Raw genomic sequence first — 19551 nt, forward strand, 5'->3', positions numbered from 1 at the left:
CGCCGTGAACCCGCACATCCGCGACGAAATCGTCACCCGCCTCGCCGATTATCCGCGCGCAGTCGAGGTCGGAATCGGCAATCGACCGGACGTCGCCGACGAACTCGCCGCAACCGGCGTCGCCGTCACCGCGACGGATATCAGACCGCGAACGGTCCCGGAGGGCGTCGAGTTTCGACTGGACGACGTGACCGACCCGGTGGTGGACGTGTACGAGTCGGCGGACGTGATTTACGCTCAAAACCTGCCGCCGGAACTCCATCGCCCCGCGCTCTCGGTGGCCGAGGAGTGCGATTCTGTCTTCGTCTTCACGACCCTCGGCGGCGACCAACCGTCGATTCCCGTTCGACGGGAGACGATTCCGGGCGAGACGCTGTTTTGGGCGCGGGAGTAGGGACCGCGGAGTCGATTATTCGTCGGGCTTCTCGGCGATTATCGTCTCCGCGGCGTGCTGGTGCGGTTCCCCTCCCGAATTATCGTCGAAGACGAGTTCGTCTTCCTCCAGAACTTCCCAATCGTCGTAGTAGCCCCGGAGTTCGCCGGGCTGGTAGAAGTGCTCGTTGTCGCCCCAGTCGGGCGGGGTCGGAATCTCGGGGTGGTCGACGAACGCGAACAGGACGTGAATCCCGCCGTCCGTGGTCGCGGCTTTGAACCGCTCGAATTGCGCGTCGCGGTTCTCCGGGCGGAGATACTGGAGCGCGCCACAGGAGTACACCACGTCCATCGACGGGAAGTCGAGGTCGTTGATGTCGGCCTCCTTCGTCTGGAGTTGGACGCCTCGCTCCTCGGCGAGGCGCTCGGTCTTCTCCAACCCGTTCGGAATCGGATCCACCGCGAGGACGCCGTAGCCCTGCTCGGCGAGGTACACCGCGTCCCGGCCCTCGCCGCTACCGATGTCGATGGCGGCGGGCGCGGTTCGCTCGGGCGCGAACTCCAGTACCGTCTCGGCCAATCCGTTCGGCTCCGTTCCCCAGTAGAATTCGTCGCGACCGTAGCGTCGCTGGAGTTCGTCGTGGTCCATGGAAGGTCGTTCAAAGGGCAGGACCATAGTCGGTTCGGCGGGGCGGCGGCACACTCGGCGATTCGGCAAACCCTTATCGCCGCGGACGAACGCGAGGGTATGAACGTGGATGCAGTCGTACTCGACATCGACGGGGTACTCGTGGACGTGGCCGACACCTACCGACGGGCGATACTCGAATCCGTCGAACGGGTCCACGGCGACACCATCCCCAAGGACGCGATTCAGTCGTTCAAGGGCGCATCGGGCTTCAACAACGATTGGGAACTCACGTACGCCGCGGCGCTGTACGTCCTCGCCTCCCGCGAGGGACTGGACAGCACCGTCGAGGAGTTCACCGACGATATCGCGGCGAACGGCGGCGGCCTCGACGCCGCGGAGAAGGTGGTTGCAGAGGAACTGTCCGACGACGCCCACGAGACCGTCCGCGCGGCGTGGGACCCCGAACACCTCCGCGAGGTGTTCCAGCAACTCTACCTCGGTGCGGAACTGTACGCGGAACTCGAAGGCGAAGACCCGGCGCTCGACACGCGGGGGTACATCAACGACGAACCCGTCCTCCTCGGGGGCGAGACGGTCGAAACGCTCACCGCGAACTACCCGGTCGGTATCGTCACCGGCAGGCCGAGCGCCGAGGCCGACATCGCCCTCGAACGCGTCGGACTGGACGTGGCCGACGAGCACCGGTTCACCATGGACGACTGGGAGCAGGGAAAGCCGCATCCCCACGCCCTGATGACGCTGGGAGAGCGCTTCGACGCCGAACGCGTCGTCTTCGTCGGCGACACCTTGGACGATATTCGAACCGCGGTGAACGCGGACGAGACGGACTCGAACCGCGAGTACGTCGGCGTCGGCGTTCTGACCGGCGGCCTGACGGGCGAGTCGGGTCGCCGAAAGTACGAGGAGGCGGGCGCGGCGGCGGTCATCGACTCCATCGACGACCTTCCGGCGCTCCTCGGGGAAAACTGATATCTTTCGGTCACGAGTTTTCCGTATGGTATCCATCGACCGTCTCACTCGTATCCTCGTCCTCGCCCTGCTGTCGGCGTTCGTCTTCAGCGCACTCTTCAGTCCCCCCGACCCGTTCACGCAAATCATGTTCGCGCCCGTGCTGTTCGTCGCCTCCCTCCCGGTCGCCCGTCTGGCGTCCGACGACCGGTGGACGCTTCGCAACCACAGCCTGTTCTTCCTCGTCGCGTGGCTCATCGGGGTCGCGGGACAACCGCTCATCCGCGGTCTGGACCTCGGCGGCACGGCGTGGTTTCTCGTCAGCGTCGGGTGGCTCGCCGTCGCCATCCTGTTCTCGGGATGGTTCACCTATCTCGGCCCGGCGACGACCTTTTTCCGGAAGGAACCGCCTAAAACGGACACAGGCGGGACATAACAAAGCCAATCACGACCTTCCTGTGATGCGATACGCCACGCCCGACAGCGTGGTCTTCGGAGAATCGTGTCTATGACGGCTTACACACTGCTACGCAACCAGTATCGCACTCGGAGGCGACCCGTTCGATGAAACTCCGTCCCGTGCTCGTCGCCCTCCTCGTCCTCTCCCTGTTCGGAACCGCGGTCGCGCTTCCACCGCCGGGACTGCCCGGCGACGACCTGCCCGACGCGCCGACGAACCATCACGGCACCTACGCTGTCGAGCAAGGTGCATCCTGTACGGAGGTCAGTCCGATTCACGGCGACACGAACGTCGTCGATTTCTACGACTACCGCACCCCGTACACGAATTCGAGCAGTTGGGCGTACGGCTACTTCGGTCCGAAAGCGTTCACCCGCGAGAACGGGAGCACGATGTTCCTGTACCAGGCCCCGAGCGGCGTGACGAGCCTCGTGATGATCCACGACAAGATGAACAAGAGCCGAACCGGCGACAACAACCCGATGAGCACGGTGACGTTCGGGTTCGACGGCCTTCCGAGTTCCGGCCAGTGGGTGCTGATGGACGATACGTACCCCCACCGTGACGACCGCTGGTCGCGGACGCGCCTCGATTGGATCTGGGCCGGGTCGCGCACCGACGGCGGCGTCTTCCGCGGCGTGTCCGGCGATTCGAAGATAACCGTCACGCCCTCGTGGAACGATGATGCGACGCTCTACAACCCGCAACTCAAACACGAACCCGTCACGTCGTGGGCGTTCCTCTCGGGCGGATCGGGGAGTCCGAGCGCGACGGAACTCGACATGGGCTCATCCGTGACCGTCCGGCCGGGAACGTGTGGTGGCTCGCTACAGGCGTCGTTGCGGGCCGCGGGGACGGCCAGCGCCGGAACGCCCATCACCCTCGACGCGAGCAGGTCGAGCGACTCGGAGGGGACGCCGACGAAGTACCGCTGGGATTACGACGACGACGGGACGGTAGACGAGACGACGACGCGACCGACGACGACCCACACCTATTCGAAACCGGGCGAACACATCGCCCGCGTGACGGTCGTCGATAGCAACGGGCACACCGCCAGCGCGACCACGCCCGTAACGGTGGAGCGGACGAAAGCGGACATCCACGTCACGGACGTATCACTCGACCGAAAGCAGGTGTCGAAGGGGGAGAAGGTGACGGTCAGCGCGACGTTCGAGAATACCGGCGACGGCGACGGAACGATTCCGGCCGTCCTCGCGGTCGGTAATTCGGTCGGAGCCAGAAAGCGGGTCCACGTCGCGGCCGGGAAGACGAAGACGGTCACCTACACCTACGAAGCGACGGCGACGGGCAAACAGGAGGTGGCCGTGAACGGCGTTTCGGCGGGGACGCTCGCGGTCGGGCAGCCGACGACGACCGGTGAAGCGAACACGACCACGCACGCCAAACCCGGCGGCGAGACGACCCCCGGTTCGAACGGATCGCATTCGTTCGGTCCGAACGTCGTGTTCGACCACCCCGGCATGAGCGGGTTCGTGATCGCGGTCATCCTGCTCGGCGCGGCGCTCGTGGTCCGTCGGTGACCCGCGACCGAGCGCCGCGCGCGGCGCGACGGTGACGAGGCGTTTTTATCCGTGCTCTCCATACCGCCCGGCAATGACGAAAATCCTCGTCGTGGACAACCACGGACAGTTCACCCACCTCGAACACCGGGCGCTTCGGGACATGGGCATCGAAACGGAACTTATCGACAACGACACGCCGCCGGAGGACATCGACGCCGACGGCCTCGTCCTCTCGGGCGGCCCGTCGATGGACGACATCGGCAACTGCGCCGAGTACCTCGACCTCGACATCCCAGTCCTGGGCATCTGTCTCGGCATGCAGGTGATGGCGCACGTCCTCGACGGCGAAGTCGGGGAGGGCGAGTACGGCGGCTACGCCGACGTGACCGTCGATATCACGAACGAAGACGACCCGCTCGTCGGGTCGCTGGCACCCGAAACGCGCGTCTGGGCCAGCCACGCGGACGAAGTGAAGCAGGTACCGAGCGGATTCGAGCGAACCGCCACCAGCGACGTGTGCGGCATCGAGGCCATGAGCGATTCCGACCGCGACCTGTACGGCGTCCAGTGGCACCCCGAGGTGGCACACACCGAAGAGGGCGAGGAAGTGTTCGAAAACTTCCAAAGCGTGTGTGAGTAGTATACTTTAACTCTCCGGGGCGTAGCGTTTCGACCAATGACAGCGACCCAGAGCGACCTGGCGAGCCTGTCCCGATACATCTTCCGTGCGCCGCGGTGGTACGCGAGTCTGGGGTTCGCGCTCTTCATCGCCGCGATTGCGGGTGTCGGGGCGTTCGACTCGCAGTACATCCTCCAGGACGCGTGGGAGGGAATCTTCTTTATCGGGGTGCCGACGGTCGTCGCGAGCATCTTCACCACGCCGGTCGACCGGCGTCTCGGCGGGCAGTTGACCTACAACCGGTCGTCGCTGCTCGCGCTGACGTGCGAAATCATCGTCGTCACCGTGCTCTCGGTCGCGGGCATCATCTCGGCGTTCACGGGGATGGGCCAGCAGTTCGTCTTCGACGTACTCATCTTCAGCCTCGCGTCCGTCTTCGCCCTCCGACTCCTCGTCGTGATGGCCGTCTCGCGCGCCTCGTTTCCGGTCGCACTGGTACCAGCGAGTATCCAAACCGGCACCGCCGCCGTCCTGTTTTTCATCTACAGCGAGACGATTCGCGTCCTCGAAGTCGGCGGGCCGCTCGTCCAGAACCTGCTCGCCCGCGGGGACAAAGCCCCGGCGGCGCTCGGCATCATCGCGCCGCGGGATTTCATCCTGCTCGGGGTCGTCAGCGGGATGTACGCGCTCGGGGTCTACGGGTTTCTCACCGTCATCGACCGACCGTGGCGGCGCAGTCTCGGCGTCAGCGCGCTCGATTTCCTTCGCGGATTCATCGGCCACATCGCGGAGGGGACTCGCGAACTGGAGGACTTCTTCGAGCAGATCGGGCAGCAGGCGGTCGTCCCCGTCACCGTCCTCTCCTTTCGCCGCGAGGACGAAAGCGAGAAGGCGCGGTTCGTCCTGCCGATGATTCATCCGGGCCCGATGGGCGAAATCGGCGGCGGAAACCTTCCGCGCCGGGTCGCCGCCGAGTCGGACGGGCTGGCGTTCCCGCCCCACGCCACCGCCGGACACGACTTCAACCTCGTCACCGAGCGCGAAGTGGACACCATCCTCGAAACCGCACACACCGCTTTCGAGCGAATCGAGTACAGCGACGACGCCACCCAGAGCGTTCGAACGCGGGAGGGCGACGCCAAAATCGTCGGACAGTCGTTCGGCGACGACGCGCTGCTCGTCGCCACCTACTCCCCGACGTTCGCCGACGACGTGGAGTACGCGGTCGGTCTCGCCGCCGCCGCGGAGGCCCGGTCGGGCGGAGTGGACGAGGTGATGCTGGTCGATGCGCACAACTGCAACAACGGTCTCCAAGGCGAGGACATCGGCCACATCTACCCGGGAAGCGAGCGCTCGTTCCACATGATTCAGGCCGCGCGAGCGACGGCCGACGAACTCGGAACCGCGAAGCGCGGTCGTCCGAAACTCGGCGTCGCGTGGGACGAGACCGAGTGGACGCCCGCCGAGGGAATCGGGCCGCTCGGCGTTCGCGTCGGGGTGCTCGACGTCGCGGGGCAGCGGACGGCCTACGTCCTCGTGGACGGCAATAACATGGAACCCGGCCTCCGGGACCGCATCGTCGCCGCCGTGGACGCGGACGACGTGGAGGTGATGACCACCGACACCCACATCGTGAACATGGTCAAATCCTCGAATCAGGTCGGCGGAGCCATCGACCACGACGAACTCATCTCGCTCGTCACACGGTTAACGGATGAGGCGACCGCGGACCTCGAACCCGTCGAAGCCGGAATGGCGAGCGAGTACGCCGAAGTGACCGTCTTCGGTAACGACCGCACCGAGACGCTGGCGAGTCACGCGAACGCCGTCATCGCCATGGGCGCGGCGCTCGCCGGGGCGGTCATCCTCGCGGTGACGGCCATCAGCGTCCTCATCTTCTTCCTCGCCTGAGGCTGTCGGACGAATCACAGTCGCGTTTATCGACGCCTCTCGCTTACCTCCACACGGTGGGGACAATGGCGATAGAGACGACCGAAACCGGAGTGGAACCACTCCGCGCGCAACTGAAGGGCGAACTCGTCACGCCGGACGACCCGGACTACGACGAGGAGCGCTCGGTGTGGAACGGCATGATAAACAAGCGTCCCGCGATGGTCGCGCGGTGCGACGGCGTCGCGGACGTCCGAGCCGCCGTGAACGTCGCACGGGAATACGACCTCCCGGTGGCGGTCCGCGGCGGGGGACACGGCGTCGCCGGACGCGCGGTGGTCGACGGCGGCCTCGTCATCGACCTCGAACCGATGCACTGGGTCCGGGTGGACCCCGAAACGCGTCGCGTCCGCGCGGGTGCCGGAGCGACGTGGGGCGACGTGGACCGAGAGACGCAACCGTTCGGCCTCGCGGTCCCCGGCGGCGTCGTCTCGGACACCGGCATCGCCGGACTCACGCTCGGCGGCGGGATGGGACACCTCCGCCGGAAGTACGGCCTCTCGTGTGACAACCTCGTCTCGGCCGACGTGGTGACCGCGGACGGGGAGTTCCTCACGGCGAGCGAGGACGAACACGAGGACCTGTTCTGGGCGCTCCGCGGCGGCGGCGGAAACTTCGGCATCGTCACCGCCTTCGAGTACGAGGCCCACCCAGTCGGTCCCGACGTCGCCACGTGCTTCGTCTGGTACGACGGCGAGCAGGCGGAAGAAGTCCTCCGGAAGTTCCGGGCGTACGCGGCCGACGCACCGGACGAGGTGAGCCTCCTGCCGTTCTACGCGTGGGTACCGGACCTCCCCGAGTTCCCCGAGGAGTCGTGGGGCGACTCGACGGTGGCCCTCCTCGGGTGTTACGCGGGCGACCCGGCGGAGGGCGAAGCGGAACTCCAACCGGTTCGGGAGTTCGCAGAACCGATCACGGACTTCAGCGGGACGATGCCCTATGTCGAACTCCAGTCGATGTTGGACGAGGACTATCCGAACGGGCGCTACTACTACTGGAAGTCGCTCTACATCGACGAGTTGAGCGACGACATCATCGACGCCATCGTCGGCTGCGCCGAGCGCTGTCCGGTTCCGCTCTCGACCGTCGATGTCTGGCAGGGCGGCGGTGCGCTTTCCCGCGTCGGCGAGACGGAAACCGCGTTCGCACACCGTGACGCGCCGTACGGACTCAACTTCGAGGCGAACTGGGACGACCCGCGACAGACCGACGCGGCGGTCGCGTGGGTGCGTGAGTCCGTCGCCGAGATGCGGGAGTTCCCCGCCGTCCGCGGCCAGTACGTCAACTTCCCCGGACTCGAAGAGGAATCTTCGGAGGTGCCGTTCGGCGAGAACGCGGACCGACTCGCGGAGATAAAGGCCGAATACGACCCCGAGGGCGTCTTCCGCGCCCACGGGAACCTCGAACCGCGAGCCTGAACGAAACTCCTTTTTCGGTGCTTCGCTAACGAACGCGCGTTCGCCTTCTCAAATGGGCGCTCGCGTGGCTGTTCGCCTGTTTCCTCCTCACCGTCTTCACGGCTGTTCCACTGCTCGCCGGTATCGTCGTCGGGTCCCCCGGAGTCGTCGTCCTCGTCGCCATCGCGTCCGTCACGATGTAGACGCCCGGAAAACAGTGGCTGCCCCGCCGCTAGCCCCCATCGCTATCCCGTCGCTCGCCCGAAAACCGTCCCACACTTATCGGTTCGATACCGAACCTACTCCCCCCCAGCGTCTCCGCCGAGGGTTTTCGGGTCGTCACGTTCGGCCTGTCCCGGCGTGCAATCGTTCGCGTCGGTCCCCGCGTTCTCCCGTGAGGGAGGGCGTTTGCCACTCGATTGCCGCCGGTTCGCCCGAGGGAAATGTCTCCCGGTCGTCGGTTGTCCCGACGAGTGACGGGTGGGCGGGTCAGCCCGGAGAACGCTGTCTCACGGCGCGAGGAAAGCGCGCCGATTCCGCCGTTTTCGGCGGTCGTCCCCCGAGCGGGCCAGTGACTGACGACACGTCACAACGTGTTAAAATAGGGTCGTAGTTATAATAATTCGGCTTGAATACGCCAGTCAGGAAAGTAACGCTTACGCCGATTCTTCGGCGTCGGCGAACAGATCATCAACCGCCGCGCGGGCGGCCAGTGCGGCGTCGTTCGCCACCTTCTCCTCGTCCCGACTCGCGTTCGGCGCGTTGACGTACACGTCCACTTCGAGGATACCCTCCTCGAACGTGACCGTCACGTCAACGTCCTTGACGTCGGACTGTTTGATTCGGTCGAATATCAGGCCCTCGGCCGCTTCCGAGGCCGTCTGGACGACCGTCTCGTCGCTGACCATCGCTTACGCGCCGCCAGCGCCGCCGGGACCGGTCGGGCCGGACGGACCGCCCGCGCCGCCGCCGCCGAGCATGTCCTGCAGTTCGCCCTGCAGCTTCTCGAACTGCTCGCGGACGCGCTCTTCCTGCTTTTTGAGCGTCTCGACGCGAATTTCGAGGCTGTCAACCTTGTCTTCGAGGTCGGACTGGGCCGTCTCGTAGTCCGTCTTGATGAACAGTTCGCCGACTTCCTGGAACATCGTCGCGTCCTCGTCGATGTCGTCGAGCTCGTCGAGCGCGTTCTCCGACTCGGAGAGCTGCGTCTCGGCCTGATTCTTCTGCACTGCGACCTGCTGGGCCGTGTCCTGAAGGTCCTGCAGCTGTTCGAGCTTCTCCTGTGCTTCCGGTGGAAGATTACCCTGCATACCCGTCCCTTGTCGCCCGGACTGAAAAAGCCCCGCTTTTACGTTCGTGGAGGCACAGGACGGTTCGGCGAGGTATCGATTAGAACGGGGCGTTTGACTCGCGGGAACGCGTCGAAACGTGCTTCGACTGGCCCTCGTTCGTTCCTTCGTCACTCACGAGAACACACCAGAACCAGTTCAGGCTGGCTCCCGCTCACTCCGTTCGCGAGAACACCTCCCCGAAGACACGCGACTCGGCCTTGCGAAGGTGTTCCGCGGCCGTACTCGGCGCACAGCCCATCGCGTCGGCGACGTCCTCGTGGCTTGCCCGCCGCGGTACGTCGTAATACCCCAGTTCGACCGCGATTCGGGCGGCCTCCCGCTGACGCTCGCTGAGCGACCGCACGACGGACTCGTGGCCCGTCGCTCCGTCGCCGACGAGTTCGACGTCGAGGTCGACACCCTTCGGTACGTCGCCCATGGCGTCCTGGAGCGCGGCCGCCGACCCGCCGACGGCGAACGTGGCTCGACCGTCGTCGTGATACTTCACGGGGGACAACTGAACGATACTTTCCCGGGAGAACGCGGAGAACAACGCCCCGTCGACCGCCGTCGTCTCGTTGTGGACGTAACAGTAGAACTCCTCGTCCGAGATGGACGTCACGTCGTACGTCATCACCTCGGAAATTTCGTCGAGGGCGGCGGTGAACCGCTCGACATCGCCGCGAACGTACAAGAGGAGGGTCACGATGTCTTCCGGGAGGTCCGACGGGTTGCCGTGGAGCGCACGGGCGTCCTCGACGTACTCCGCACCGGTCAAAATCCCGTACACGGGATGAACGGGCGTCTCTCCGGGGTCGAGCACCAAACGGAGATATTTCATACCGTACGTCACGTTCGGGAGCTTATAAATCGTCCAGAGGACTGCGGCAGAACCGCTATCGGCCGCTCGAACGAACTATCGAGTATGAACGTCTTCGTCGCCGGTGCGACCGGCGTCCTCGGTCGCGAACTCGTCGCAGAACTCGCGGTACGGAACCATCGCGTCGTCGGACTCTCTCGAAATGCGCGAGGAGACGAACTGGTCGCCGAGCGCGGCGGGGAACCGCGACGCGGGGATATCCTCGACGAGGAGTCGCTCGTTTCCGCCGCCGAAGGGTGTGACGTGCTGATTCACGCCGCGACGGCGATTCCGACGAGCAAGAAACCGACCGACGACGAGTGGGTCAAAAACGACCGCGTGCGCGCCGAAGGGGCGCGAAATTTGGTCTCGGTCGCAGACGAAATCGATGCCGATCGGCTCCTCCTCCAGAGCATCGTCTGGGTCGCCCGCCAACCGGACGGACGGACGTTCGACGAGGAGGCTCCGCCCAACCCCGACCGCACGACGCGCTCCGCGCTCGACGCCGAGCGAATCGTTCGGCGGGGCGGAGAGGACGGAGACTTCGACGTCGGTATCCTCCGCTGTGGCTGGTTCTACTCCGCCGAATCGGCGCACACCCGACAGATGGGGTCCGGCCTGCTCGACCGGAAATTCCCGATTCTGGGCGACGGCCCCCTCGGGCGACGGGATGCGGCGCTTTCGATTCTCCACGTCGAGGACGCCGCGCGAGCGTTCGCCGCGGCGGTCGAGTCCGACGCGACCGGCCGTTGGCACGTCACCGACGACGAACCGGTTTCTCTCGCGACGATGCTGACGGCGTTCGCGAAGCGTCTCGGAGCACCGACACCGCGACGGATTCCCGGCTGGGTCGCCCGACCGTTCGTCGGTGAGCACTCGGTGCGCCTGCTGACGAACTCGATGCCGACGACGAACGAACGGTTCCGGGAGACGTTCGACTGGAACCCGCGATATTCGAGTTATCGGGACGGACTGGACGAGGTGGTCGAAACGTGGCGAGACGACGGACTGCTCGTCGCGGATGGAGACGGCTACGAGTGGCGTAGAAAATGAATCGAGATTCGCCGCGTTTCACTCGCTCTCGAACAGAATCACGTCGTCCTCGTCGTCCTCGTCGTCCAGACAGAGCGGCACCGGCGGCCCCCAGAGATAGCGGTGCTGGTCGCCACAGGCGGGACAGTCGTAGGTCGCAATTCCTTCGCCATCCGCGACGCTGGAATCCCAGTCGTCGGGGTCGGTGTGCTCCGTGGCGATGGGAGTCATCGTCTCGGGGCATCGAATCACGATACGATGGTCGCGGTCGAAATCACCCGTTTCGTCGTCGCTCTTTTTCCGTCCGAACGGGTTGAGTCGGTCGAACACGCCTATCGCCACCCGAGGGGAGTCAGTGGGGACACCCATTCGTGGCGGTTACTGGTTTCCCATCTCTTCTGCAGCACGGTACCAGCGTAAGGAACCCCACGAACACAAATCCGTCGATACAATCGACAAAGTATCTGAACAATCTAGAGTGACAGTTCGCGTACCGAATCACCCGTTTCGGCGACCGTCTCGGCGACGCCCACGAGCGTTTGCCACGTGTTCAGCGCCGCACGGAGGGCGATGAGGTCCTCGGCCTCGACGCGGACGGAAACCGTGTTCCCGTCGCGTTCGACGGTCGTCCAAGAACGGTCGTCGTCTATTTCGCCGATCTCCTGCTCGACGCTCCGAAAAACGAGGACCGCACGCTCCTCGGCGTCGTACTCGAAATCGAGAAGCGCGTCGTGAGACACGGGCGCTACCGGACGTTGACTTCCTTGACGTCGCGGCTGCGCTCTTTCAGCAGGACGCGGTGTCCACAGTACGGGCAGCGAACGCCGCCGTACTCGTCCAGTTCGACATCCCGCTTACAGCGCGAACACTTGTAGCTCATTATTCGTCGTCAGCCAATGCGGCGCGGATGGAACGCTTGACGGTCCGTCCGGCAGGCGTCTGCGGGCGGTAGGTACCACCGGCGAACGTGTAGCCGCACCGACCGCACTCCCAGATGCCCGTACCCTGTCGGTCCACGGTGTCGTTACCGCAGTCCGGGCAGGTGTGGTTTTCGTTCATGTCCGCTTCGATTTCGGAGATGCGCTTGCGCGCGACGCGACCGTATCGCGCCCCGAACCGACCGGCGCTACCGGTTCGTGATCGAGAGTCTTCGGCCATAGTACCGAGAAATAACCCGAGAGGACTGATAAAGCCTTTGAGTTAGACCGGTGGTCGAGCCAACGCGTACCCGACGACCAGCACCGCTCCGAGCAGGCCGAGTATCGTCATCGGAAACGACGTGAACTGCCCGGCCACGAACCCACCGCCCGATAGCGTCGGAATCGCCGCGAGTACCGCGTCGTAGCGTGAGGCCATGTAATTACATATAATTACGCAACCCCAAAAACGCTGGGGCTGCTCGACGAGTGCGAATGCGGAAGCAACGGGAACGGTCGAGAGCGGGAAACACAAAACCTTCGGCTAGGTCGGAACCGGCATCCAGCACGAACGGTCCACGCCATCGTTTCACCACCCTCGTGTTTATTCCGTTTCCGACCGATTACCGTGTCATGCATCGGCGAGAGTTTCTCCGTACCGCCGCTGTTGGGGGTGGGGCCGCGTCTCTGTTCGCGTCGGGTGGGGTCGTATCGGATGGCGTCGCCGACACCGAAGCGTACCGACCGCTCGGACGGGTCGCCATCAGGAACGCCAAGGAAGCGGTGGTCGGAAACGACGGGAAGACCGCGTTCGTCGCCACCACGGACGGATTCGCAACGGTGGACATCCGAAACCCGAAACAGCCGACGGTGATGGCAGAGCGCCACGACCTCCTCGCCCAGCGAGACGGCGGCCCGCTCCTCCAAATTTGGGACGCGAAGGTGGACGGGGACCGACTGCTCGTCGCCGGTCCCGCGAACCCCATCGGAAGCGACGCGGTGCACGGCGTCCTGCTGTACGACGTGCGCGACCCGACCGACCCGAAACGGGTGGCGTTCCACGAGACGACGTTTCCGATTCACAACGCCTTCCTGAAGGACGACATCGCCTACCTCACCGGCAACGACGGGGACGGAAATCCGCTCGTGCTGGTGGACGTATCGAACGACGCACCGACGGAAGTCGGCCGGTGGTCGATGGTGGACTACGACGAGGACTGGAAGGATGTGGACTCGTGGGTGCGGACGCTGCACGACGTCTGGGTCCACGACGGACGGGCGTACCTCGCGCAGTGGGACGCCGGAACGTGGGTCGTGGACGTGTCCGATCCGAAACGACCCACGTACGTCTCGCATTTCGGCGGGCGGTCGGTGGACGACCTCGCTTCGATTCCGTCCTCGCAGGAACAGGAAGCGGTCATCGGCCTGCCGGGAAACGCCCACTTCGTGATGACGAACGAGGACGCCTCCCTGCTCGCCTGCAACAAGGAGGCGTGGGACACCGACGGCCCCGACACGACCGGTCCGGGCGGCATCGACCTCTGGGACATCTCGGACGTGACGAAGCCACGAAAGCTCGCGACCATTCGGCCGCCGAAGACCGACGACCCGAGTTACGACTTCGCGGCGTCGCTCTCGTCGGTCGCCGCATCGCTCTCGCCGGTCGGCGTCGCGTCGGGCCACGACTGCCACGAGTGCGGGCAGGGGAGTTCGGCAACTGGGTGGACGACTTCGCACAACTTCGATTTCGACGGCGACCGCCTCTACACGTCGTGGTACAGCGGCGGCGTGAAGCTGTTCGACGTGAGCGACCCGGCCAACCCGACGGAACTCGCGTGGTGGCGAAAGCCCAGCGAAGCCGCGTTCTGGACCGCCCAGCGCGTTTCCGACGACGTGTTCATCGGCGGCAGCATGGGTCAGGAAGGCGACGGCCGAGGCGGTCTCTACACCTTCCCGAACCGCGGGGGCCAACAACGAAACCCGCCGTCGCTCACGGGGACGGGAACCGCCTCGGAAACCACGACCTCAAAACCCGTCACGGGAGGCGACGGGACCACGGGCTCGGACGACGGCGGGACCTCGTTGACCAAGGAAGGCCGATTCGGCGCGGGCGTCGCCGGGCTGTCGATACTCGGGGTCGGCGTCTGGAAGCGCTTCCGGGGACAAAACTGAGCCGATTGTTCGGGAACGATTTCCGCCGAAATCCCGACCGCGAACCCCAAGCTTACCATACTTCGAGTTCCTACGATACGGTATGAGCGAGAACAGCACGACCGACGCCGCGGAGTCGGCGGACGACCTCACGTCACGGGTCGAGCGCTGGCTCACCGCCCAGATGCCCATCATCCAGATGCACGGCGGGACGAGCGCGGTTCGGAAAGCGGACCCCGAATCGGGCGAGGTCGTCATCGAACTCGGCGGTGCCTGCGGCGGGTGTTCCATCACCCCGATCACCTCCCAGAACATCGAAGTCGAACTCCTCAAGAAGTTCGACGAGGTGGACGACGTGACCGTCCGCATCGCCGACGACGGCACCAGCCAGTGGAAGACGGACCAAGCCGAGAGCGTCATGGGCATCGACCGCTCCGAGGGCGGACGCGGCGGGAAACTGAACACGCCGGGCGAGAACGAGCACTTCTAAAGCACCACCTTTTACGACGGTCGCAAGCCAGCGGTCGGGTCGAAGCGACCCGACCGCTGGCAGTCTTCTTCACGGCGAAGCCGTGAAGGAACGAGGGAGCTTCGCTCCCTCGCATTTCCTGTAAAAGCTCGACCAAAAGCAGCAGAAGACGTTCCTGCTCGCTTCGCTCCGCGGGCTGCGACTTCCTGGCCTTCGTTCGCTCCGCTCACGAAGACACTCCTCCTTTATTTTCCCGAACGACTCGCTGGGTGAGTCGTTCGGCTCCATTCAGTCGTCGGCCCGGAAAATCGAAGATTTTCCGGTGAGAATACTAGCGACGAGGGGGCTGTGTCATCGGCCGTTTCCGGCGGTCGTGTCATCGGCCGTTTCCGGCGGTTGTGTCATCAGCCGTTTCCGGCGGTCGTGTCACCGGCCAATGCCCGCTGTTTGCGCTACTTTGACAACACTTTCTCGACGCTCGCCGCGACGCTTCGGGCCTTTTCGGCGAGTTCCTCGGAGATGTGGCCCGTTTCGACGGCCGCGTCGAGTTCGTCGTCGTCCACCCGCTCGACGGTGCCGTCGGGTCGCTTCACGACATCGACGTGGAGGTCCACGTAGCGGACCGACCGGGGAAACAGTTCGACGGGCGTGCAGACGTTGACGTAGGTGCCCTTCGATTTCCCATTTTCGCTCCGGTAGGCCGTCGGATACCACCATCTGCCCTCGCGGAACTTCGTGATTGCCACGTCGCCGCGCTCGCGGTCGGTGCCGATGGCGTCGTAGGTCCCCGAACTCCCCATCTCGCGTCGGACGGTGTACTTTCCGGCCTCGGGGTCCGCCTCCGCGACGGCCCCTTTGCCCAACGAGAAACAGCGACCGTCGGGCTTGCCGTGGTCGATGAACACCTCGTCGTCCGCATCGGGGCCGAACCCGCGAAGGGTCGCGCCGGTCGGCATCCCGTCGAACGCCTCCCCGCTGTCGCCGTAGAGGTCCTCCGCGAAATCGACCGCCGTGCTCGCCGACGAGTCGGCGGCCTTGATTCGGTGATGGCCGGGGAGCGTGGTCGTGACCTCCCGGCGAGCCTCGTCCAGTTCGAATCGGGATTCGCGGCCGAACCACAGCCACGCCGTTTCCTCGGGTGCGGCGACGGTTCGCGGACCGTCAACGTCGGTCTCCTCGGCCAGCGCGCCGTCGATGGTTTCGGCCCGTTCGACGGCCGCGGAGAGGGCGGCGTTCATCTCGTCCAGCGTGGCGTCGGCCGCGGCGTACTCCCAGCGGACGCCCCACTCGTCGGGAACGTCGGTCGGAAGCATCTCGGTCGTGCGGGCGAGTTCGCGCCTGCTGGCGTCGTCCGGCGCGCTGGCGACGACTTCGTTCACCCCCTTCGAGAGGCTGGCGACGCCGCCGAACACCTGCACGTCGGTTCCGAGGAGGGAGCGGTCGCGCGACCACGGCGGTTCGGGGTCGTGGACCTGCACGCGAACGTGGTCGCCGTCGTCGATTCGACGGTCGATGGCGCGGAACGGGAGGAAGCCCTCGCCGCGGTCGTCGCCGAGGTCCACGACGGCACCGCTTCCGAGGGTGTCGCTGACTACGCCATCGAACAGTGCCCCGCGCGGGGCCGAGTCCTGCCAGTGGAAGGTGTCGATGGCGGTATCCGCCACCCGACGTGCGACGTGGGAGACGGTTTCGGGGTCCCCGGAGATGCCGACGCCCTGCCTGTCGTCGGTCGTCTCGACCGTGGCGTCGTACTCGCCGGTGTCGAACGACTCGTCGAACCGACGCCTGATGGGCGGTGAGGCCTGCACCACCTCGAACTCGTCACCGAGCAGGTGCGTGAGTGCGGTGGTGTAGATTCCTCTGATGCGGATTCGGCTCATGGCTGATAGAGAAACGAACGGGGGTCGGTCGTCGTATCGAGCGAGAGAGCGTGCATACCCGCCGGTTGGCGGGCAGGGGTTTTCAGGATGACGAGGTTCGGTCGGTCGCGGGAGAAATCAGTCGTCGGCGGGGACGGTACCGGTCCAATTCGCGTCGGTGACGCTCGAATTGGGGTCAGCCACGGACGGCGTTTCCACGTCGTCCGACGGTTCGGTCGCGTCATCGGCCGCTTCGTCAGCGGCGTCGTCGTTGTCTCGTCGTGTCGTTTCTTTCGGCGGTGCGGAGTACATAATTCCTCGGCTCTGGCTGACGGGTGTCATGGTGTGACGTGATGTGCGATTCTACTTATTAAGAGTGACCCTACAGGAATAATACGTCATATATACCCATACTAGGAATCAAAGGAAACTCGTGCCGAACGATTTACTCTTCGGCTGTGCGAACTCGAAACATGGACGAGAAACGGGACCCGGTCGCTCGCGGGATGGACGATTCGGTCGATCTATACGGCATCTCGACGTGGGAGGAACGGACGCGTCTCGATTGGTTTGCGACGAAGTTGTACGGCGCGCTCGTAGTCTCGACGCGCGCCTTGATCGTTCTCCTCGCCGCGGCGATTCTCCTGGTGCAGTTCGTCTTCGGCGGATTGGCGGTGTTGAGCGACCCGGAGGTCGGCGCGTTCGTCCTCCTCTCGGTCGTTCCCGCGTTCGCGCTCGCGGCCTACATCTGGTACGCCGACGTCACCATGTCGGAACCGTTACCGCTTCTCGTCGGGACGTTCCTCCTCGGCGTCCTCTTTGCCATGTTCGCGGCCGTGTTCAACTCCGCTCTGCAACCGGTGTTTACCGGCGTTCCGCTCTTCGGGGCGGTACTCTACTTCTACCTCATCGTCGGCCCGGTCGAGGAGACGGTGAAGTGGCTGGCCGTGCGGTTGTTCGCCTACCGGAGCGACAAGTTCAACGCCGTCATCGACGGGGCCGTCTACGGCGCGATGGCCGGGTTGGGTTTCGCCACCATCGAGAACGCTATTTACATCAGCCAAAGTGTTCTGTCGTCCACGGGCACCGACTCGATTTTGAACGTCGGGCGAACGGCCGTGTTTCGACTGTTCGCCGGACCGGGTCACGTCATCTACTCCGCGTTCGCGGGCTACTACCTCGGCTTGGCGAAGTTCAACCGCGAGAACGCGGGTCCCATCGCGGTCAAGGGCCTCCTCATCGCGGCGTTCATCCACGCGACGTACAACACGCTCGTCGGGTTCGTTCCCAACGTGATATCCGCCTTCTACCCCAGCGTCTCCGTCGAAATAGCCTACATCGCGTTCGTGTTCGTCTACGACGGCTTCTTCGGCTACCTGCTCTACCGGAAGATATCGCGCTACCGCGTCATGTACGCCGAGGTGGAAGAAAAGCAAGGAGACGGCGCGGACGAGCGACGGGACGCACCCGAACCGCGGAAGCGACGCGAACCCGTGCAGTTCGACTCGGGCGACGGCAGCGGACTGCTCGGCGACGAAGCCGAAAGCGGCCTACTCGGGAACGACGGCGACACGGACTTCGCCAACGGTGGGTGGAACGACACCGAGAGCAACGAGGAGAACGAAAGCGACGAAAGCAACGAAGAGGACGAAAACGCCGAAGACGAACGTTCCGACGAGTTTTCGAACTTCGACTTCTAACGCCGCTCCGCGAGCAGTTCGTCGGCGTACTTCGCCAGCACGTCCACTTCGAGGTGCACGGGGTCGCCGGGTTCCTTCTCCGAGAGGTTCGTCACCCGCCGCGTCGTCGGGATGATGGCGACGGTGAACGTGTCCTCCCCTTTCTCGGCCACCGTGAGGCTGATGCCGTCCAGCGCGACCGATCCCTTATCGACGATGTACTGGCCGAACGCCTCGGGGACGGCGAACTCGTACTCCCAATCTTCACCTACTTCGCGCACGTCCACGACCTCGGTCGTCGTATCGACGTGCCCCTGCACGAAGTGCCCGTCGAGGCGGGCGTCGGCCCGAAGCGCGCGTTCGAGGTTGACGACATCCCCTTCCTCGATTTCGCCGAGGTAGGTCTTCGCCACCGTCTCGGCCGCCAGAAACACCTCGAACGAGTCGTCGTCGAACTCTTCGACGGTCAGACAGGCCCCGTTGACGGCGATGCTCGCGCCGTCTGCCACGTCCGAAAGCACCTCGTCGGCCGCGATGGTGAGCCGACGGCCGCCCTCGGTCTCCTCGACGCGACGAATCTCGCCGACTTCCGCAACGATTCCGGTAAACATAACGGAACTGTTACGCCGAGCGGTTGAAAACGGTTCCGAATCGGGAGGCCGTGACGGCGGATTTTTGGTCGGGGGGACGGAAGTACGGGCATGAAACTGGGCATCCTCGACACCGTGAGTCTCGCCGCGACGCTGGTGCTCGCCCTCCCCATCGCCCTCTTGGGTATCGACCGCATCATCGCGGGGGAGGCCGCCCTCGGCGGCGCGTTCGTCGCCATCGGCGTCCTCATGGTCCTCCTCCGCGAGAAACTGACGACCCCCTCCGACGTGCCCACCAGCGCGGCACAGAAGGTCGTCGGCAAGGTTGCGAAAACCGACGACGACGAAGAGTAGGACGAAAAACGGGGATTTTCGCACACGAGCAAACCGGGAGAACGTCGGCAAGGATGGACGACGCAAGGGGATAAACGACGACGTCGCAACCGGAAACTCGAACGCGGCAGTTACGACCGCGACTGCTAGGGACCACCCACCCCGCCGCTTTTTCCGCCGCTCTTTCCGCCACCCTTTCACCGCCTGTTCCACCATCCCGGACGGCAGGCGGGCGCGGTCGCCGACCGCGCCCACCAAGCGGTTGCACGAACTGCCATCGTTTCGGCCGGACGGATAACCGCCGAAAGCGCCCGTGCGGGGAGCGAGGACCCCAGTCCGCGGTCGGCACGGTATCGTCCGTTCTCCTCGTTAGGGAACAGTACGATAGGATAGCAACTAGTAGAATG

Annotated in this window: 24 protein-coding genes; 12 read left to right on the forward strand and 12 right to left on the reverse strand. The window is 64.9% G+C overall.

The annotated features are described in order from the left end of the window. The first annotated feature begins 4 nt into the window (after positions 1 to 4). The gene (locus OPC11_RS11245; RefSeq protein ID WP_264781916.1) at positions 5 to 394 is read left to right on the forward strand and encodes a UPF0146 family protein; all 390 of its coding nucleotides are present in this window, start codon (positions 5 to 7) and stop codon (positions 392 to 394) included. 15 nt (positions 395 to 409) lie between these two features. Here OPC11_RS11245 and OPC11_RS11250 read toward each other — a convergent pair whose 3' ends face one another. Then, positions 410 to 1021 (reverse strand): methyltransferase domain-containing protein, encoded by a 612-nt coding sequence (locus tag OPC11_RS11250; RefSeq protein WP_264781917.1) that lies wholly within the window; start codon positions 1019 to 1021, stop codon positions 410 to 412. Between the two features lie 99 nt (positions 1022 to 1120). Between OPC11_RS11250 and OPC11_RS11255 the strand changes: the two genes are divergently transcribed. From OPC11_RS11255 to OPC11_RS11280, 6 genes are all read left to right on the forward strand, one after another. After that, positions 1121 to 1993 carry a TIGR01548 family HAD-type hydrolase gene (locus OPC11_RS11255; protein WP_264782002.1) on the forward strand — a complete coding sequence of 291 codons (873 nt, stop codon included), beginning with the start codon at positions 1121 to 1123 and terminating at the stop codon, positions 1991 to 1993. A gap of 25 nt (positions 1994 to 2018) precedes the next feature. Beyond that, positions 2019 to 2408 carry a hypothetical protein gene (locus OPC11_RS11260; protein ID WP_264781918.1) on the forward strand — a complete coding sequence of 130 codons (390 nt, stop codon included), beginning with the start codon at positions 2019 to 2021 and terminating at the stop codon, positions 2406 to 2408. Between the two features lie 128 nt (positions 2409 to 2536). Further along, positions 2537 to 3976: a PKD domain-containing protein gene (locus tag OPC11_RS11265; protein WP_264781919.1), complete on the forward strand. Its 1440-nt coding sequence runs from the start codon at positions 2537 to 2539 to the stop codon at positions 3974 to 3976. A gap of 73 nt (positions 3977 to 4049) precedes the next feature. Further along, complete coding sequence (locus tag OPC11_RS11270) at positions 4050 to 4598, forward strand: GMP synthase subunit A (RefSeq protein ID WP_264781920.1); 549 nt, start codon at positions 4050 to 4052, stop codon at positions 4596 to 4598. Positions 4599 to 4634: 36 nt separating this feature from the next. Next, the gene (locus tag OPC11_RS11275) at positions 4635 to 6488 is read left to right on the forward strand and encodes a DUF2070 family protein (RefSeq protein WP_007979946.1); all 1854 of its coding nucleotides are present in this window, start codon (positions 4635 to 4637) and stop codon (positions 6486 to 6488) included. A gap of 65 nt (positions 6489 to 6553) precedes the next feature. Then, on the forward strand, positions 6554 to 7945 hold the full coding sequence (locus OPC11_RS11280) for an FAD-binding oxidoreductase (RefSeq protein ID WP_264781921.1): 1392 nt from the start codon (positions 6554 to 6556) through the stop codon (positions 7943 to 7945). Between the two features lie 635 nt (positions 7946 to 8580). Here the strand turns inward: OPC11_RS11280 and OPC11_RS11285 are convergent. The 3 genes from OPC11_RS11285 to OPC11_RS11295 form a co-directional block, all read right to left on the reverse strand. Beyond that, on the reverse strand, positions 8581 to 8832 hold the full coding sequence (locus OPC11_RS11285; RefSeq protein WP_007979951.1) for a DUF3194 domain-containing protein: 252 nt from the start codon (positions 8830 to 8832) through the stop codon (positions 8581 to 8583). Between the two features lie 3 nt (positions 8833 to 8835). Continuing rightward, positions 8836 to 9234, reverse strand: coding sequence for a prefoldin subunit beta (locus OPC11_RS11290; RefSeq protein ID WP_007979952.1), 399 nt, complete (start codon positions 9232 to 9234; stop codon positions 8836 to 8838). A 193-nt stretch (positions 9235 to 9427) separates the two neighbouring features. Further along, complete coding sequence (locus OPC11_RS11295; RefSeq protein WP_264781922.1) at positions 9428 to 10096, reverse strand: helix-turn-helix domain-containing protein; 669 nt, start codon at positions 10094 to 10096, stop codon at positions 9428 to 9430. A gap of 84 nt (positions 10097 to 10180) precedes the next feature. Here OPC11_RS11295 and OPC11_RS11300 point away from each other — a divergent pair, with 84 nt between their 5' ends. Then, positions 10181 to 11167 (forward strand): NAD(P)-dependent oxidoreductase, encoded by a 987-nt coding sequence (locus OPC11_RS11300; protein WP_264781923.1) that lies wholly within the window; start codon positions 10181 to 10183, stop codon positions 11165 to 11167. Between the two features lie 18 nt (positions 11168 to 11185). Here OPC11_RS11300 and OPC11_RS11305 read toward each other — a convergent pair whose 3' ends face one another. The 5 genes from OPC11_RS11305 to OPC11_RS11325 all read right to left on the reverse strand — a co-directional run bounded on the left by OPC11_RS11305 (position 11186) and on the right by OPC11_RS11325 (position 12502). Then, positions 11186 to 11476, reverse strand: a complete 291-nt coding sequence (locus tag OPC11_RS11305; protein WP_232423790.1) for a hypothetical protein — start codon at positions 11474 to 11476, stop codon at positions 11186 to 11188. Between the two features lie 143 nt (positions 11477 to 11619). Further along, the gene (locus OPC11_RS11310) at positions 11620 to 11886 is read right to left on the reverse strand and encodes a KEOPS complex subunit Pcc1 (protein ID WP_007979963.1); all 267 of its coding nucleotides are present in this window, start codon (positions 11884 to 11886) and stop codon (positions 11620 to 11622) included. Between the two features lie 5 nt (positions 11887 to 11891). Next, on the reverse strand, positions 11892 to 12026 hold the full coding sequence (locus OPC11_RS11315; RefSeq protein ID WP_007979966.1) for a DNA-directed RNA polymerase subunit P: 135 nt from the start codon (positions 12024 to 12026) through the stop codon (positions 11892 to 11894). Continuing rightward, on the reverse strand, positions 12026 to 12304 hold the full coding sequence (locus tag OPC11_RS11320; RefSeq protein WP_007979967.1) for a 50S ribosomal protein L37ae: 279 nt from the start codon (positions 12302 to 12304) through the stop codon (positions 12026 to 12028). The genes OPC11_RS11315 and OPC11_RS11320 overlap by 1 nt, the downstream gene beginning before the upstream one ends. 42 nt (positions 12305 to 12346) lie before the next feature. Continuing rightward, positions 12347 to 12502: a hypothetical protein gene (locus OPC11_RS11325; RefSeq protein ID WP_007979968.1), complete on the reverse strand. Its 156-nt coding sequence runs from the start codon at positions 12500 to 12502 to the stop codon at positions 12347 to 12349. A gap of 194 nt (positions 12503 to 12696) precedes the next feature. Here OPC11_RS11325 and OPC11_RS11330 point away from each other — a divergent pair, with 194 nt between their 5' ends. Beyond that, on the forward strand, positions 12697 to 14235 hold the full coding sequence (locus tag OPC11_RS11330) for a hypothetical protein (RefSeq protein ID WP_264781924.1): 1539 nt from the start codon (positions 12697 to 12699) through the stop codon (positions 14233 to 14235). Positions 14236 to 14317: 82 nt separating this feature from the next. Next, the gene (locus OPC11_RS11335) at positions 14318 to 14704 is read left to right on the forward strand and encodes a NifU family protein (RefSeq protein WP_007979970.1); all 387 of its coding nucleotides are present in this window, start codon (positions 14318 to 14320) and stop codon (positions 14702 to 14704) included. 431 nt (positions 14705 to 15135) lie between these two features. Here the strand turns inward: OPC11_RS11335 and OPC11_RS11340 are convergent, their stop codons facing one another. After that, positions 15136 to 16563: a DUF402 domain-containing protein gene (locus OPC11_RS11340; RefSeq protein ID WP_264781925.1), complete on the reverse strand. Its 1428-nt coding sequence runs from the start codon at positions 16561 to 16563 to the stop codon at positions 15136 to 15138. Between the two features lie 117 nt (positions 16564 to 16680). After that, on the reverse strand, positions 16681 to 16854 hold the full coding sequence (locus OPC11_RS11345) for a hypothetical protein (protein WP_007979972.1): 174 nt from the start codon (positions 16852 to 16854) through the stop codon (positions 16681 to 16683). A gap of 161 nt (positions 16855 to 17015) precedes the next feature. Between OPC11_RS11345 and OPC11_RS11350 the strand changes: the two genes are divergently transcribed. Then, positions 17016 to 18242 carry a PrsW family intramembrane metalloprotease gene (locus OPC11_RS11350; protein ID WP_264781926.1) on the forward strand — a complete coding sequence of 409 codons (1227 nt, stop codon included), beginning with the start codon at positions 17016 to 17018 and terminating at the stop codon, positions 18240 to 18242. Here OPC11_RS11350 and OPC11_RS11355 read toward each other — a convergent pair. After that, positions 18239 to 18832: a riboflavin synthase gene (locus tag OPC11_RS11355; protein ID WP_007979974.1), complete on the reverse strand. Its 594-nt coding sequence runs from the start codon at positions 18830 to 18832 to the stop codon at positions 18239 to 18241. The two genes, OPC11_RS11350 and OPC11_RS11355, sit on opposite strands and share 4 nt — an antisense overlap. A gap of 90 nt (positions 18833 to 18922) precedes the next feature. Between OPC11_RS11355 and OPC11_RS11360 the strand changes: the two genes are divergently transcribed. Further along, positions 18923 to 19165 carry a hypothetical protein gene (locus OPC11_RS11360; RefSeq protein ID WP_007979975.1) on the forward strand — a complete coding sequence of 81 codons (243 nt, stop codon included), beginning with the start codon at positions 18923 to 18925 and terminating at the stop codon, positions 19163 to 19165. The last annotated feature ends 386 nt before the right edge of the window (positions 19166 to 19551 follow it).

Source organism: Haladaptatus sp. T7 (assembly GCF_026008575.1).
GTDB classification, from domain to species: domain Archaea; phylum Halobacteriota; class Halobacteria; order Halobacteriales; family Haladaptataceae; genus Haladaptatus; species Haladaptatus paucihalophilus.